Here is a 15,433-nt window from a genome sequence, read left to right on the forward strand (position 1 = left end):
AGGGAAGGTGCGAACAAGTTCCTGATATGAGATCATCATATTCATCCGGAGCGCATCCCAGAGGGACATCATGAGCCATCAACTCACCTTCGCCGATAGTGAATTCAGCACTAAGCGCCGTCAGACCCGAAAAGAGATTTTCCTCTCCCGCATGGAGCAGATTCTGCCATGGCAGAATATGACCGCTGTCATCGAGCCGTTTTATCCCAAGGCGGGCAATGGCCGACGGCCCTATCCGCTGGAGACCATGCTGCGTATTCACTGCATGCAGCATTGGTACAACCTGAGCGACGGTGCCATGGAAGATGCCCTGTACGAAATCGCCTCCATGCGCCTGTTTGCCCGATTATCCCTGGATAGCGCCCTGCCGGATCGCACCACCATCATGAATTTCCGCCACCTGCTCGAGCAGCATCAACTGGCCCGTCAATTGTTCAAGACCATCAATCGCTGGCTGGCCGAAGCAGGCGTCATGATGACCCAAGGCACTTTGGTGGATGCCACCATCATTGAGGCACCCAGCTCGACCAAGAACAAAGAGCAGCAACGCGATCCGGAGATGCATCAGACCAAGAAAGGCAATCAGTGGCACTTTGGCATGAAGGCCCACATTGGTGTCGATGCCAAGAGTGGCCTGACCCACAGCCTGGTCACCACCGCGGCCAACGAGCATGACCTCAATCAGCTGGGTAATCTGCTTCATGGAGAGGAGCAATTTGTCTCAGCCGATGCCGGCTACCAAGGAGCGCCACAGCGCGAGGAGCTGGCCGAGGTGGATGTGGACTGGCTGATCGCCGAGCGTCCCGGCAGGGTAAAAACCTTGAAGCAGCATCCGCGCAAGAACAAAACGGCCATCAACATCGAATACATGAAAGCCAGCATCCGTGCCAGGGTGGAGCACCCGTTTCGCATCATCAAGCGGCAGTTCGGCTTCGTGAAAGCCAGATACAAGGGGCTGCTGAAAAACGATAACCAACTGGCGATGTTATTCACCCTGGCCAACCTGTTTCGGGTGGACCAAATGATACGTCAGTGGGAGAGATCTCAGTAAAAACCGGAAATAACGCCAGAAATGGTGGAAAAAATAGCCTAAATAGGCTGATTCGATGTGTTTGCGGGAAAAAAATCGGCCCAGATCCGCGAAATTTTAATCAGCGAGTCAGCTTGGGAAGAAATGACCTGCTTATTCGCACCTTCCCTAGATTGAAATCAGTTGAAGTCCATTTGTTTTAATATTTTCACCCCGTTGGGTCGATATTTTATTTCTACACAGCAGTGCAACATCTGTCAGTACTTCTGGTGCCTCTATTTTAGTAGAGACAGCTGTCAGGTGTGCGACTAAAAAAGTGGAGTTTCATCATGTTTAATGAAGTCCATAGTATTCATGGTCATACATTATTGTTGATCACTAAACCATCCCTGCAGGCAACTGCATTATTACAGCATTTAAAACAATCGCTGGCGTTAACCGGAAAACTACATAATATTCAACGTTCTCTGGATGATATTTCCTCCAGCTGCATTGTTCTACTGGACATGATGGAGGCAGACAAAAAACTGATCCATTACTGGCAAGATAATTTGAGCAGAAAAAACAACAATATAAAGACGTTATTGTTGAATACCCCAGATGATTATCCTTATCGGGATATTGAAAACTGGCCGCATATCAATGGCGTATTCTACGCAACAGAAGATGAGCAGCGTGTCGTCAGCGGATTGCAAGGTGTGTTGCGTGGCGAATGCTACTTTTCACAAAAGCTCGCCAGCTACCTGATCACGCATTCCGGGAACTACCGCTATAACAGCACGGAGTCGGCATTACTTACGCACCGTGAAAAAGAGATCCTTAATAAACTGCGTATTGGCGCCTCAAATATTGAAATCGCGCGTTCACTATTTATTAGTGAAAATACGGTTAAAACACATCTTTATAATCTTTTCAAAAAGATAGCTGTCAAAAATCGTACGCAGGCGGTCTCGTGGGCCAATGATAACCTCAGGCGATAAAGCCATGAAAAGCTATTTGTCCTGGATTGTGGCAGCAAATTTGTTCCTTGCTGCCGGGAATCTACACGCTGCTGTAGAGGTGGAGGTTCCCGGACTGTTGACTGACCACACTGTCTCTTCCATTGGCCATGATTTTTATCGTGCCTTTAGTGACAAGTGGGAAAGTAAGTACACAGGAAACTTAACCATTAATGAAAGGCCCAGTGCACGTTGGGGAAGTTGGATCACCATAACTGTCAATCAGGACGTTATCTTCCAGACTTTTTTATTCCCGACGAAAAGAGACTTCGACAAAATTGTGGTCTTCGCATTGGCAGAAACTGAGGAAGCATTAAATCGTCGGCAAATAGATCAAACGCTATTAAGTACGAGCGATTTAGCGCGCGATGAATTCTAAAACATGATTTTGTCCGGAGGCTTTCATGCGTGTCAAACATGCAGTGGTTTTACTCATGCTGATTTCACCATTAAGTTGGGCCGGAAATATGACGTTCCAGTTCCGCAACCCTAACTTTGGTGGCAACCCAAACAACGGCTCTTTTTTACTGAACAGCGCTCAGGCGCAAAACTCGTATAAGGATCCGAGTGCTGGCGATTACGGGATTGAAACCCCATCAGCACTGGATAACTTTACCCAGGCAATACAGTCGCAAATACTCGGTGGCTTGCTCACCAATATCAATACCGGTAAACCGGGGAGGATGGTAACCAGCGATTTTATCGTTGATATCGCCAACCGGGATGGGCAACTGCAACTGAATGTCACGGACAGGAAAACGGGGAGAACGTCGACTATTGAAGTGTCGGGTTTACAAAATCAGTCGACCGATTTTTAAATTATAGCCACGAAAGGAAAAAATCATGCAGCGCTTACTTATCATGGTGGCAGTAATTTTACTCAGCGGATGTTTAACAGCTCCGCCTCAAGAAGCCGCTAAGCCGACATTAATGCCCCGGGCCCAAAGCTATAAAGATTTGACGCATCTGCCTATGCCTACAGGTAAGATCTTTGTGTCGGTATACAACATTCAGGATGAGACTGGCCAATTTAAACCTTACCCGGCAAGTAACTTCTCTACCGCCGTCCCGCAAAGCGCCACGGCTATGCTTGTCACCGCATTGAAAGATTCTCGTTGGTTCGTCCCTCTGGAACGTCAGGGGCTACAGAACTTGCTGAACGAACGTAAAATCATTCGTGCGGCTCAGGAAAACGGTACGGTTGCGATTAATAACCGGATCCCGCTACAGTCCCTGACCGCGGCAAACGTCATGGTGGAAGGGTCAATTATCGGTTATGAAAGCAACGTTAAATCGGGTGGTGTCGGTGCGCGTTATTTCGGTATTGGCGCCGATACGCAATACCAGCTCGACCAGATAGCGGTAAACCTGCGCGTAGTTAACGTCAGCACCGGTGAGATCCTGTCGTCAGTGAACACCAGTAAAACCATTTTGTCTTATGAAGTACAGGCTGGAGTGTTCCGCTTTATTGACTACCAGCGTCTGTTGGAAGGTGAAATTGGCTACACCTCTAACGAACCGGTTATGCTTTGTCTGATGTCAGCGATTGAAACAGGCGTTATCTTCTTAATTAATGACGGCATCGATCGCGGATTGTGGGATTTGCAGGATAAGAAACAAGTTGATAATGACATTCTGGTTAAATACCGCCATATGTCGGTACCGCCAGAATCCTGATGGATCTTTACTGCATAAAAAGCGTGAGGAAAACCCTCACGCTTTTTTATTTACTGGTCAGCGTCGGCGATATTCGATTTTCACGGCGAGACGCCAGCCACAGACCACTGTTTTTCATCGCATAGCCGAATACCAGGCCCAGTACCAGTGACGGTACAACCAGTCGCCAGTCGCCCTGCCCTGCAAATGTTGCACATGCGCCAATAAACGTGCCCGGTACAAATGAAAACAACCATTGCTTTGCCTGGATACACATCAGAAACGCGACAATTCCCGTCATGACATAACCAATAATGTCCATATGCGGGGCAAGCGCGCTACCGTTAATAATCACCAACGCCCACACCACACCGCTTAGCAGCGTACACGCCGAGATCCACAGTCCTTTTAGCCCACCTTGCGGGCAGGCGAAATAGGCCGTGCACCCCAGAAAGCCAGCCCAACTGAGTAAGCCAAGAGAAACGGCCACCCATCCCCAGATCCCAGAGAGAATGCCCGTTGTGATTGCAATTGAGAGAAGTATGTTCATGCCGCGTATCTTAGCAGAAAAACGGCATAGGAATGAGATCGTGCACACAATTTATGCAAGCATATAATTTGCGTTGCAGTTTAAAGTGATTTAAATCACATTTATTCGTCAGTATCTTCCTGCAATTCGTCCCACATTGCACTAATAGCATCACGTGTTAGCGGCGCCATGGTACGCCAGAACGGCGTGTTTGCGTGCGCCTCAACTTTGCCAAGGAACGTACCACACCAGGGCAGCAGGTAGTCTACAAACAAGGTTTCAAGCGCCTCACTTTCATCTTCCGCAGACTGGTCTTCAAGCCATGAAGCCGCCAGCAACAGCGTACCAATGTGATCTGCCGGCGTATCTGCCAGCGGCATGCCGCGGGCAGAAAGAAATGCACGAACATCCGATTCTTTCGCCCCTTCTACCCAGGCGCTACGATAAGGCGGCACAGCACACTCTTCACCGACAAACAGCGCGTTGTAATCTGCAGCCAGTTGGGGCATATCGCAGCTCTTCTGCAGACGAGTGAGCAGTTCGTCCTGTTCCAACGGCCAGTTGGCGGACAGTTTACCTTCACTAATTAAGGTAAACAGGGGAACCAGTAAAGGGTCCTGCGGTTGGCGATAAAACAGCGAGCCCAGTACACGACACAGGATAGAAAACTCGTTCATTGATATATTCCAGTTAGTAACAATTACAGTTCAGCAAATTCCGCGATCGGCTCCATGCCTCGCGATTCCAGAAACGCCAACAGGCGTTTAGGTGTGACGTTTAAAATTCTGTCTTCAGGGAAATTAACATCATCCAGGATTTTACGGCATTCGCCAAATTCTCCCAGCGTGAAAGCAGTATGTGAATCCGACCCTAACGCCACCCAGCCGCCAGCATCGCGCACAGCCGCAGCAACCGCACGACAATTATCCTCACTGCCCTTACGCGAATGCAAAAACGAAGAGTTATTGATTTCCAGTGCAACCTGGTACTTTGCCGCCGCTTGGGCAATTGCAGTAATATCAACCGGATACTTGGGATTTCCCGGATGGCTAATGATGTGCACATTACCGCTGGCCATCGTGGCTATCATTGCCTGGGTATTGGTTTCTTTATCGTGAGGTGCAAAAACTGGCTCATGGAAGCCCGCAATAATGAGGTCCAGAGAGGTAAACATCGGACCTGAACAGTCAATTTCGCCTTCAATATTCTTAATATTCGCCTCAATGCCGCGCAGGATCCCTACGCCATCTACAACACGTGGCCAAATACGCATATTGATAAAGTGCCAGTGGTGAGGCGCGTCCGCCATGTCCGGTCCATGATCGGTAATAGCAAACAGCTTGATGCCTTTGCGACGGGCTTCAGCGATGTAATCACTTAAGGTGCTGTAGGCGTGGGTGCTGGCGACGGTATGCATATGCAGGTCAACGGGATACATAACTCTCTCCTGTAGTCATTTTTCGTCAAGGATAGCAGGTATCGCCGCTATTTATTAGCTGAAACCCGGCATCCGCCGGGTTAGCATTAGTATCCCCGAACGCGATCGACCTGACCCGTAACGGATTTCCCGCTCTCAAGATCCAAAATCGTGCGGGAGATATAGTCCACCGCCTCCGCCGGGCGCGTTACCGCGGCAATATGCGGCGTCATTGCCACACGCGGATGTTTCCACAGAGGACTGGTTTCCGGCAGCGGTTCACGGCTATAGACATCCAGCATGGCACCTTTCACCTTGCCGCTGTCCAGCGATGCCAGAAGATCGTCTTCATTGAGATGAACGCCACGCGCCAGGTTCAGCACGTAGGCGCCATCCAGCAATTGGCTAAGTAAATCAGCGTTAATAATACCTATGGTTTCTGCCGTATTAGGCAGGAGGTTGATAAGCACACGAGTTTGGCTCAAAAACGCGCCCAGTTCCTCAGTACCGGCGAAGCTTTCCACGCCAGACCAGGATTTACGCGAACGGCTCCAGCAGCGCAGTGGGAATCCCCATGCTTGCAGGCTTTCGGCAACTTTTGCGCCCAATACACCTGCCCCCATGATCCCGACGGTAAACTCCTCACGAGTATATTCTGGCAACGGTTGCCATTTCGCCTGATTTTTCAATGCCTGATAATCATCAAAGCGACGAAACCAGTGCAGCACCTGACTAACCGCATATTCCTGCATTTGCAGGCCCATACCCGTATCTTCCAGACGGAAAAGCGGGATCGACGCATCCAACATTTCCGGATGAGCATTGAGTTTACTGAGAATAGAATCGACGCCCGCGCCTAGCGCAAATACGGCTTTTAATTTTCGTCCTGCGAGCATTTCAACCGGCGGATGCCAGACCAGCGCATAGTCAGCATGTGCATTATCACCCGCTTTCCACTCACGTACGTTTGCACCAGGTATTGCCTTTGCCAACGCATTAATCCACCAGGTCGTATCGAATGTTGGGTGATAGAAAATTATATCCACATTATCTCCTGAACATTGTTGTGCGGAACTTTCTCGCACTTATTATCATCATTTTCCGAGGGAACATCAGAGTAGCAAATTTTAGGATGCTGGCAAAAAAAACAATTCCCGCTTATTTATGCTCCATGTTGCTTGAAGTTTGTGTAAATGCACATTTTTTTCAAAAAGTTGATTGACGACGGGGCGGTGTTTCCCCTACATTAGCGCCCGTTCCGGTAGCACAGGAACAACAATATGGTGAGGTGTCCGAGTGGCTGAAGGAGCACGCCTGGAAAGTGTGTATACGGCAACGTATCCGGGGTTCGAATCCCCGCCTCACCGCCATATTTTAAGAAGAGCTCGTACGCAAGTACGGGCTTTTTTTTCGCATGTTGCACAGCATGGCGGGTATGAGAAGCCCGGACCGGGGTTCGACTACTGGCGCAGCCAGTTGGACAGACTGTGAGCACAGCGAACAGGCTGCCCGCAGAGCGAGCGAAGCGAGTCAATCCCCGCCTCACCGCCATATTTTAAGAAGAGCTCGTACGCAAGTAAGGGCTTTTTTTCGTATGTCGCACAGCCTGGCGGGTATGAGAAGCCCGGACCGGGGTTCGACTACTGGCGCAGCCAGTTGGACAGACTGAGAGCACAGCGAACAGGCTGCCCGCAGGGCGAGCGAAGCGAGTCAATCCCCGCCTCACCGCCATATTTAAAAAAGAGCTCGTACGCAAGTACGGGCTTTTTTTTCGCATATTGCACAGCCTGGCGGGGATGAGAAGCCCGGACCGGGGTTCGACTACTGGCGCAGCCAGTTGGACAGACTGTGAGCACAGCGAACAGGCTGCCCGCAGGGCGAGCGAAGCGAGTCAATCCCCGCCTCACCGCCATATTTAAAGAAGAGCTCGTACGCAAGTACGGGCTTTTTTTTCGTATGTTGCACAGCATGGCGGGGATATCGCCCCGCTCAAGGTTTCTGCTCTACTTATCGCTGGTAGCGGCATGCATGAGACTTATCATGCCGGATTTCTTCATCAAATCACGCCAGATCCTCCGGTCCAGATTGTAGGTAATGACCTTCATAGCGGTTTACTCTTTCTCAAGCAACCAGCAGCGGAAGCCATCACCCATTGCCTAGTCCTGCGCAGTTTGCCCGCCAATACTCCCGGTTGTGCTGAGATATCAGCAAGCTGGTGGAGCATCGCTTTAATTTATTCCAGCGCGGCATTGCACCCGGTAATGATGCGCTTAAGCAAGGAATGCTGGCCAGGTGTTGTGAGTCCGGCAGCATCTCGAATGGTGTGTAATACAGGGGTGTAAGCATCGATCGATTTCGTCGATCGATTACGTAAAAATTGATCTGCAAAATGAATTATCCCGCATGATTGTCCCTGTGCCACAATCTCTAAAACGAATTTAACTGATTGTTTATAAATCTAATTCCTGTCTTATTTAGGAGCGAACACCTTTTGTCCTGGAAGCTCGGCAGGGAAATAGCATAAAGGATGATGTGATGAAGAGATGCGCACGGTATAATAAGAAAAGGAGCGTCTTTGAATAGTGGCTCTCACTCGATAAAGAATTCTGCGACGAGTGCTTATTTGATATTGACGAGGAAATCAGGGAAAGGCAAATACTCCCCGTCAGACGTCTGAAAGATGATCCAGCCCGCAATACAAATCGGAAGTCTTCCCCTTGATTTTTATCATCATTTTATAGATACGATTATGATAAATTTCACCTTGTTTTTTATATCACCCTGACTGTAAATGAGATTGAGTACTGTAACAGCACACGTTTCTCTTAAGAGCAGGTACATGCCAGAGTGAAGGGTTGACAATGCTCTTCAGAAGAACATGTCGGTATGGCAAGCAAGGATACACATAAATGGTAAAGTTTCTGCGAAATGGACCCGCAGTTGTTGTTCTGGCATTTATATTATGGGGCCTGATCCCATTGTTTTATCAATATCTATCTGGCGGAGCCCTCGCTGAAATTTTGATGTACAGAGTTTTCTGGTCTATACCTCTATTACTGCCAATAAGATTATTATTTCGTAAGAGAACGTTTTTTCGCGATTTACTGAAAGATAAAACCTCCTTCATATCCTGCATGATAGCAGGCTTGCTAATGGTAATTTCGTGGTCAGCTTTTATTTATGCATTAACAAATCATAAGGTACTCGACGCCAGTCTGGGATATTTTATCAACCCACTTATTGTCATTTGCCTTGGCTGTATTTTTCTTAAAGAAAAACCATCATTATTTCAACTTATAGCAGTAATATCCGGCGTATGTGGTCTTGGCTATCAGATTATTTCCGCAAACAGTTTTCCTTCACTAGCGTTAATCATGGGGTTTTCATTTGCATTGTACGGACTGGCGCGAAAATTTATCCATTACGATGCAATAACCTCAATCACGCTTGAAACATTCTGGGCTCTACCTGTTGCTCTTTTCATCTTTATCTATACTGGCTCGAGTATAACTACATCATCTGACATCTCTCTGTTCCTTTATATATTAACCGCTCCCGTTACAGTAATTCCGTTAGTGTTATTTGCAGTAGCGCTAAATCGTACATCTCTTATTGTGACAGGTCTTGCTCAGTATATAGAACCATCCTTGCAATTTCTCATTGCCATACTTATATTTGGAGAAGTTATTAATTACTCCGAGCTATTTTGTTTTTCAGCGGTATGGTTTGGATTGTTGCTATGTATATTTGAGAGTCTTTACTATCATTACCGACGTAATCCTCCACGGTCTGAAAGTAATCATCCTGCAGGCACTTTACGGTGATGTACATGCAGAATATAAAACTCAGTACGCTTATTCGTTTCCCTGGAACACGCGCTCAGGTATGAATGAGTAAACAATTCGAGTTTGTTTATTCAAGATTACCACGTCATTTAGGTACATAGGACAGTTGACTGCATGTTCATGGTTAAAGCCGGACAAAAAAATTTTTCCGATACCTTTATACAGATTGGCACTGTTCATCACCGGTGAATCCCCCGGAACACTGCCGCACTGCAACCAAGCATCGAGCTAGTGCATTTCTCTGAGAACGTGAGTGACCAGAGAATGTTGCGGCCGATCGGTAAAGTCTCTGTATCCGGAAATATTCTTAACGGCAGTACCCTATTCGTGCGTCAGCCAGCGAATCAGGTTCCCCTTGGTATTGTTTTGCGGGCCTGTTTCATAACCATACAATGCAAACTCCTTTTCAGTACAAAAGGTTACCAAAAATATACTGGGCATTATATCTGGAAAGAAAGTCAGGAATGTGTATATCCCAATTTAAGTTATTCAATTTGACAATAATCCACGAAAACCGGCGTATTGCGCGGGAATACAGCCAATTGTGATAGCTGTCATCGTTCAAAATTTGTCCTGACGCTCAAAGTCGTGCGTTTTCCAAACACCCATGGCTCGCTGAATCACATGATTTACTTCGTTATGTGGTTGACAAGTCAACCTACCAGTTTACTCAATGAACATCGGTATGTTTGTAAAGTATACTTTGTTTAACAAATATATATGTTCTTCTCTGTAGAATGAAAAAAATTTGTTTTCATCAGGATATGCGAACGAGAGAGCGCCTAATGATTTTCAACAAAACTGGCATGTCAGACATGAATTTATTTTCAAAATGTTTCGCATTAACAAAACAGCGTCAGAGATTCCAGTATTTACACCTTGCACGTAAATAAATTTAAACACCCTGAATTAATAATGATACTTATGAAAAATACATCATATCTAAGTTTCTTTAACCAAATTCTATTGGCACGTGGCCCTTTGCATAGCAAATGGAAGAACAAAAAATTTCGACTCATGTATCTTTTACGATCTATGATAAGCCCTGTCTCCAGTATTCGGTATTATCAAGAATTACATTCCCTTAAATCAATTGATAAGATTCTGGAGATGCAACCTACGTTACCAGCCAAAATTCATCGTCCCTATTTACATAAAGGAGGGCTGGCATGGAATCGAAGGAAAAACATTATTGGTCACTACCGTTTTGTCCAGAGTTTACCAGTGAAACACCAGGCGTTATTATTACCCGACAGAGATGTGCTATTGGTCCATTTCACCGGAAAAAATGGTGAGGATTTTGATATTCACTGTTCTTCAGGCGGTTTTGATCGTGAAGGAGAACTGATGTTATCTCTGAGTTTTAACAACACCCCGGTGGCCCGATTGTCCTTCTCGGTTATCCCGTCAAAAAAAGGACATTGTGCATTTATTGGCGGTCTGCAGGGGGCACCAAAAAATATTGGCCCAGACATTATTCGTGACGCTACTAAAGCCTGCTATGGACTATTCCCTAAGCGGATCGTTTTTGAGGTTCTTTGTTCATTGATGCGTTGCTGTGATATCACTAATATTTTAGCAGTTAGTGAACAGAGCCATGTTTTCAGGCAATGGCGATACCGGTACAAGAAACGTAAATACTTTGTTGCCCTGTACAGTGATTTTTGGGAATCAGTTGCTGGTCGTCCATACGGTAATTGGTATAAGTTGCCAATTTATGTAGAGCGTAAGTCATTTAATGAGCTTGCCAGTAAAAAACGCGCGGAATACCGGAGACGGTATGACCTGTTGGATCATATTAATGAGGAAATCATGATTCTTCTGCAAAATCAGATGTAACATAATGTCGTAACTTAGCTCAGAAACTGGCTGATGAATGCGACATCTCGATAAAAGCGTAGCTATCGTTCCGCGTTGGCGAATCATTACACGAACGTCCGCTGAGTGCTGTGAGCTCAACGGGTCGCTGATCCGCGAGACGCATTCATCACTGGATAAACGCATGAGTCTAAAATAAGGTGTTCTCTATTCCACAGTTCATAAATCAAGCTTTTGACATATCTCAAGTCAGGCAAGGTTCCCCCTCGACTTCAGATATCCTGGTTTCTACTCGTTTTCGATGTTCTATTTCATCAGAGCATACTATTTCAATTTCTAAAATTTACTTAATAACACACAAATAACAAAGCCCGGTTTCCCGGGCCTTGAAGACGGAGTACTTATCAGTTGTAAGCGTTGAGCGTCCGCTGACAGAGCGCAGAGCGGACGCAATCGTCTTTATTGAAACGAACAATCCCAACCATATCATCTTCTTCGAAACGGGCCAGCGCATCGCTAAGCCCTGAGCGAACGTGAGCTGGAAGATCGCACTGGGTCACATCCCCATTCACAATCACCGTCACATTCTCCCCGAGGCGGGTCAAAAACATCTTCATTTGCGCAGCAGTGACGTTCTGAGCCTCGTCAAGAATGACCACTGCATTTTCAAATGTACGTCCACGCATATAGGCGAACGGCGCGATTTCCACCTTACCAATCTCAGGTCGCAGGCAATATTGCATGAAGGAGGCTCCCAGCCGTTTCACCAGCACGTCATACACGGGGCGAAAATAAGGAGCGAACTTCTCGGAAACATCTCCAGGTAAGAAGCCGAGGTCTTCATCAGCTTGCAGAACTGGACGGGTTACAATGATCCGGTCCACGTCTTTGTGGATCAGAGCCTCTGCAGCTTTTGCCGCGCTGATCCAGGTTTTACCACACCCGGCTTCACCGGTGGCGAAGATCAGCTGTTTACTCTCGATAGCATTCAGGTAGTGCGCCTGAGCTTCATTCCGCGCCGTGATTGGCGTGGCGTCGCGACTGTCACGCGCCATACCGATCGCTTCTACGCCGCCCATCTGCACAAGCGAGGTGACCGATTCATCTTCACGTTGCTTATGACTACGCGAATCCCGCCTCAGCACACGTTTTGCTTCACGACGAGCTTTGATCACTGCTTTTTGTCTTCCCATGGATAGCACCTTGAGTTGTAGGTATACATCACACGCGCCGTTGGCGGCACGATTATGCGCACGAACATCTGAGGGTTGGCTTCCTTGTAAGCCATTGCTTGCTTTCGGATAAGACGCCACACACGGCTACGCGCACCGTACAGGGCGTCAGTAACAAGGATAAGAAGTGAATGAGAGAGAGATTTAGCGGTGACGAGGTGGCTACCGGAAGAGAAACGTCCGCGTAAGGTACTGCTGTTACTGTGAAAAACGTGTCCAGTACAGGACTTTTCCATTCGCGATCTCCATAGTGAATGACTATCACCGCCGGGAACTACCGCTATTACTTATAATTACATCATAACCTTTCGCTAATGCAACAATATTTTTACTTATTGTTAACTTAAATTCTATCTTATCACCAGAGACAGTCTCTTGCAGAGAGATGACAGAATTATTTCAGTCGCATACCGATCATAAAAAATAGTTTGTTCCTTCATCAAGATGTCAGGAAAAACCCCGCTGTACTGCGGGGCATCATCATCAGGCTTCGAGCAGAGACTGTCCCAGATAATTGTCTGCAGTTTTAACGCCCGGCAAAGCAAAGAAATATCCCCCGCCAATCGGTTTGACATACTCTTCAAGCGCTTCACCATTCAGACGTTTCTGCACCGCCAAAAATCCTTTTTCCAGATCGTGTTGATAGCAAACAAACAACAGCCCCATATCCAGTTGACCGGAATTAGTCACACCGAGCGAATAACTGTAGCCACGACGCATCATCAGGCTCGAGTCGGTCTCTTTCGTGCGCGGGTTTGCCAGGCGGATATGACTGTCGAGCGCAATCACCTCACCTTCAGGATCACTGGCATAGTCAGGCACATCATGCTCATGCTGCATACCCAGCGGCGCGCCGGTGTGTTTATCACGACCAAAAATCGTTTGCTGCTCTTTCAGCGGCGTACGATCCCAGAACTCAACGCGGAACTGAATGAGCCTGACGGCCTGATAACTGCCACCTTGCGCCCAGGCAGGTTCGCCCTGCCCATCCGTCACCCACACCACGTCTTGCATCAACTTCGCATCCGTAGCGTCCGGATTCGCGGTGCCGTCTTTAAAGCCAAGCAGGTTGACCGGGGTCTCTTTGCCTTTGCTGCGCGCGGCGTGGTCAGAAATAAACCCTTCACGTTTCCAGCGCACGCTGAGGAGATCGGGCGTATGTTTAATAATATCGCGCAACGCGTGGATGACCGTGTCCTGGGTGTTGGCACAAATCTGCAGCAGCAAATCGCCATGGCACAGCGCCGCATCCAGCGAATCATTCGGGAAGCGGGTCATTTTTTGCAGCTTTTTCGGCATCTGCGATTTCAGGCCATAACGTTCATCGAACAGCGATGAACCAACCGACAACGTCATCGTCAGGTTGTCTGGCGCAATGTATGCGCCGAGGATACCTGAATCCATAGGAGGGAGACGCGGATTGGGCGTATCCGGTGCCGGTCCACCGGTGGTCAGAAACGCAAATCGGCTAGTCAACAACCGAAATAAACGCTCAAGATCGGCCTTATCGCTGGCGAGAACATCGAATGCCACCAGCATCATTGATGCCTGCTGCGGCGTCAGGATCCCCGCCTGATGCTGACCATAAAACGGCTGCGTTTCACTACGCGCATCCGGAGACAGCGTTCCCGGCGCGCTTTGTGGTTTTTGCGCGTGGGCAACCGGACACCCACCCGCCAGCGCCAGCGCCCCACCCAGGGCGCCCATCCCTTTCAGTAAACGTCGGCGTGACGGTTCGCTCACGCCGTTTTCATTATCTTGCTGCATAGTGCTTAATCCAGACCCAGAACACCGCGTAATTGCGACAAGTCTTCCGCCAGCGTCGTGATTGGCCCTTTCAGCGCATTACGATCGGCATCAGTCAGTTTGTCATAGGTTTCAAAACCGTCTTTGGTACGGTACTTGCTCAGAATGGTATCAACCTTTTTGAAGTTCGCATCCACCTTCGCCAGCAGCTCAGCATTGGATTTTTGCAACTGAGGACGTAGGAGATCGACAATTTTCTGCGCGCCATCGACGTTGGCCTGGAAATCCCACAGATCGGTATGGCTGTAGCGATCTTCTTCCCCACTGATTTTGCTGGCAGCAACTTCTTCAATCAGTCCTGCTGCCCCGCCAACAACTTTTGACGGTGGGAAAGCCAGCTCGCTAATACGCGTTTGCAGGTCAAGAACATCGCTATTTAATTGGTCGGCGTACTGATCCATACCTTTGGTGGTATTGTCGCCAAACAGCGCTTTCTCCAGGCGGTGGAAGCCGGTGAATTTAGGATCGGCGGCTTTTTGCTCATAATCATCTTCACGCGCATCGATGCTGCCGTCGAGATCGGAGAACAGTTCAGCAATCGGTTCAATACGCTCATAATGCTGACGGGTTGGCGCATACAGCGATTTCGCTTTTTCCAGATCGCCTGCTTTAATCGCATCAGTGAAGGCTTTAGTGCCCGCAACCAACTGCGCGGTTTCAGCTGTCACATAAGCTTTATATTCGGTAATCGCGCCGCTCAGACTCAGCAGAGCATCGCTCTGTGCGGCATCCGCCGTTGCGCTGCCTTTTACGATCAGTTTGCCTTTCGGGTTAGTCAACAGACCGCAGGTCATATCATATTCGCCAGGCTGCAGGTTAGCGGTCATTTTCTGGCTAAAGCCTGGTGCAATGTTTTCGCGCTCTTCAACCACCATAACGCCTTTAAGAATTTCCCACTCCAGCGCTTTCTGGCTGTGGTTCTGGATGATGAACTGCGTTTTCCCGGCGTTAACCGTGATCGTCATCGGTTCACACTGTTTGTCGTTAACCGTGACTTTCACCTGCGGAATATCGGCGGCTTGTGCAGAAAAAGCGGATGCAAACAGCGCGGCAATACCCAACTGCAGCGCACTACGGCGAAAATTAAACGTCATAACCTATC

15 protein-coding genes, 1 tRNA gene and 1 other RNA gene are annotated in these 15,433 nt (G+C 48.0%); 9 read left to right on the forward strand and 8 right to left on the reverse strand.

The features are described from left to right. Window positions 1-70: 70 nt before the first annotated feature. The 5 genes from OGV85_RS20620 (at window position 71) to csgG (ending at window position 3,705) form a co-directional block, all read left to right on the forward strand. A complete protein-coding gene (locus OGV85_RS20620) occupies window positions 71-1,051 on the forward strand; it encodes an IS5-like element ISKpn26 family transposase (protein ID WP_000019450.1) in 981 nt (326 codons plus the stop codon). 308 nt (window positions 1,052-1,359) lie between these two features. Further along, window positions 1,360-2,010, forward strand: coding sequence for a biofilm master transcriptional regulator CsgD (csgD, locus tag OGV85_RS20625; RefSeq protein WP_003036091.1), 651 nt, complete (start codon window positions 1,360-1,362; stop codon window positions 2,008-2,010). 4 nt (window positions 2,011-2,014) lie between these two features. Continuing rightward, window positions 2,015-2,407, forward strand: a complete 393-nt coding sequence (gene csgE / locus OGV85_RS20630; protein WP_003036087.1) for a curli production assembly/transport protein CsgE — start codon at window positions 2,015-2,017, stop codon at window positions 2,405-2,407. Between the two features lie 25 nt (window positions 2,408-2,432). After that, window positions 2,433-2,846 carry a curli production assembly/transport protein CsgF gene (gene csgF, locus OGV85_RS20635; protein ID WP_003036084.1) on the forward strand — a complete coding sequence of 138 codons (414 nt, stop codon included), beginning with the start codon at window positions 2,433-2,435 and terminating at the stop codon, window positions 2,844-2,846. Between the two features lie 25 nt (window positions 2,847-2,871). After that, window positions 2,872-3,705 (forward strand): curli production assembly/transport protein CsgG, encoded by an 834-nt coding sequence (gene csgG / locus OGV85_RS20640; RefSeq protein ID WP_003036082.1) that lies wholly within the window; start codon window positions 2,872-2,874, stop codon window positions 3,703-3,705. 46 nt (window positions 3,706-3,751) lie between these two features. On the opposite strand, the gene OGV85_RS20645 is transcribed toward csgG, so the two are convergent. From OGV85_RS20645 to ghrA, 4 genes are all read right to left on the reverse strand, one after another. Continuing rightward, window positions 3,752-4,234 (reverse strand): DUF1097 domain-containing protein, encoded by a 483-nt coding sequence (locus OGV85_RS20645; RefSeq protein ID WP_061547846.1) that lies wholly within the window; start codon window positions 4,232-4,234, stop codon window positions 3,752-3,754. A gap of 101 nt (window positions 4,235-4,335) precedes the next feature. Beyond that, the gene (locus OGV85_RS20650) at window positions 4,336-4,890 is read right to left on the reverse strand and encodes a TorD/DmsD family molecular chaperone (protein WP_003836798.1); all 555 of its coding nucleotides are present in this window, start codon (window positions 4,888-4,890) and stop codon (window positions 4,336-4,338) included. 23 nt (window positions 4,891-4,913) lie between these two features. Then, the gene (locus OGV85_RS20655) at window positions 4,914-5,651 is read right to left on the reverse strand and encodes a phosphatase (RefSeq protein ID WP_003836800.1); all 738 of its coding nucleotides are present in this window, start codon (window positions 5,649-5,651) and stop codon (window positions 4,914-4,916) included. A gap of 86 nt (window positions 5,652-5,737) precedes the next feature. Continuing rightward, on the reverse strand, window positions 5,738-6,676 hold the full coding sequence (gene ghrA / locus OGV85_RS20660) for a glyoxylate/hydroxypyruvate reductase GhrA (protein ID WP_032948969.1): 939 nt from the start codon (window positions 6,674-6,676) through the stop codon (window positions 5,738-5,740). Window positions 6,677-6,912: 236 nt separating this feature from the next. Between ghrA and OGV85_RS20665 the strand changes: the two genes are divergently transcribed. From OGV85_RS20665 to OGV85_RS20680, 4 genes are all read left to right on the forward strand, one after another. Continuing rightward, window positions 6,913-7,000: transfer RNA gene (locus OGV85_RS20665), tRNA-Ser, on the forward strand. Between the two features lie 405 nt (window positions 7,001-7,405). After that, window positions 7,406-7,542, forward strand: a non-coding RNA gene (locus OGV85_RS20670) — RtT sRNA. Between the two features lie 997 nt (window positions 7,543-8,539). Next, window positions 8,540-9,454, forward strand: coding sequence for an EamA family transporter RarD (gene rarD, locus OGV85_RS20675; RefSeq protein ID WP_003036060.1), 915 nt, complete (start codon window positions 8,540-8,542; stop codon window positions 9,452-9,454). 936 nt (window positions 9,455-10,390) lie between these two features. Then, a complete protein-coding gene (locus OGV85_RS20680; RefSeq protein ID WP_003036056.1) occupies window positions 10,391-11,314 on the forward strand; it encodes a VirK/YbjX family protein in 924 nt (307 codons plus the stop codon). 383 nt (window positions 11,315-11,697) lie between these two features. On the opposite strand, the gene phoH is transcribed toward OGV85_RS20680, so the two are convergent. From phoH to efeO, 4 genes are all read right to left on the reverse strand, one after another. Next, window positions 11,698-12,486, reverse strand: a complete 789-nt coding sequence (gene phoH, locus OGV85_RS20685; protein WP_003036052.1) for a phosphate starvation-inducible protein PhoH — start codon at window positions 12,484-12,486, stop codon at window positions 11,698-11,700. Beyond that, the gene (locus tag OGV85_RS20690; RefSeq protein ID WP_008320287.1) at window positions 12,465-12,761 is read right to left on the reverse strand and encodes a hypothetical protein; all 297 of its coding nucleotides are present in this window, start codon (window positions 12,759-12,761) and stop codon (window positions 12,465-12,467) included. Before OGV85_RS20690 ends, phoH begins: the two co-directional genes overlap by 22 nt. Window positions 12,762-13,008: 247 nt before the next feature. Further along, entirely contained in the window at window positions 13,009-14,292 is a 1,284-nt protein-coding gene (efeB, locus tag OGV85_RS20695) for an iron uptake transporter deferrochelatase/peroxidase subunit (RefSeq protein ID WP_003836807.1), read from the reverse strand. 5 nt (window positions 14,293-14,297) lie between these two features. Then, complete coding sequence (gene efeO, locus OGV85_RS20700; protein ID WP_003036044.1) at window positions 14,298-15,425, reverse strand: iron uptake system protein EfeO; 1,128 nt, start codon at window positions 15,423-15,425, stop codon at window positions 14,298-14,300. Window positions 15,426-15,433: the final 8 nt, after the last annotated feature.

Source organism: Citrobacter sp. Cf132 (assembly GCF_030333885.1).
In the GTDB taxonomy this organism is placed as follows: domain Bacteria; phylum Pseudomonadota; class Gammaproteobacteria; order Enterobacterales; family Enterobacteriaceae; genus Citrobacter; species Citrobacter freundii.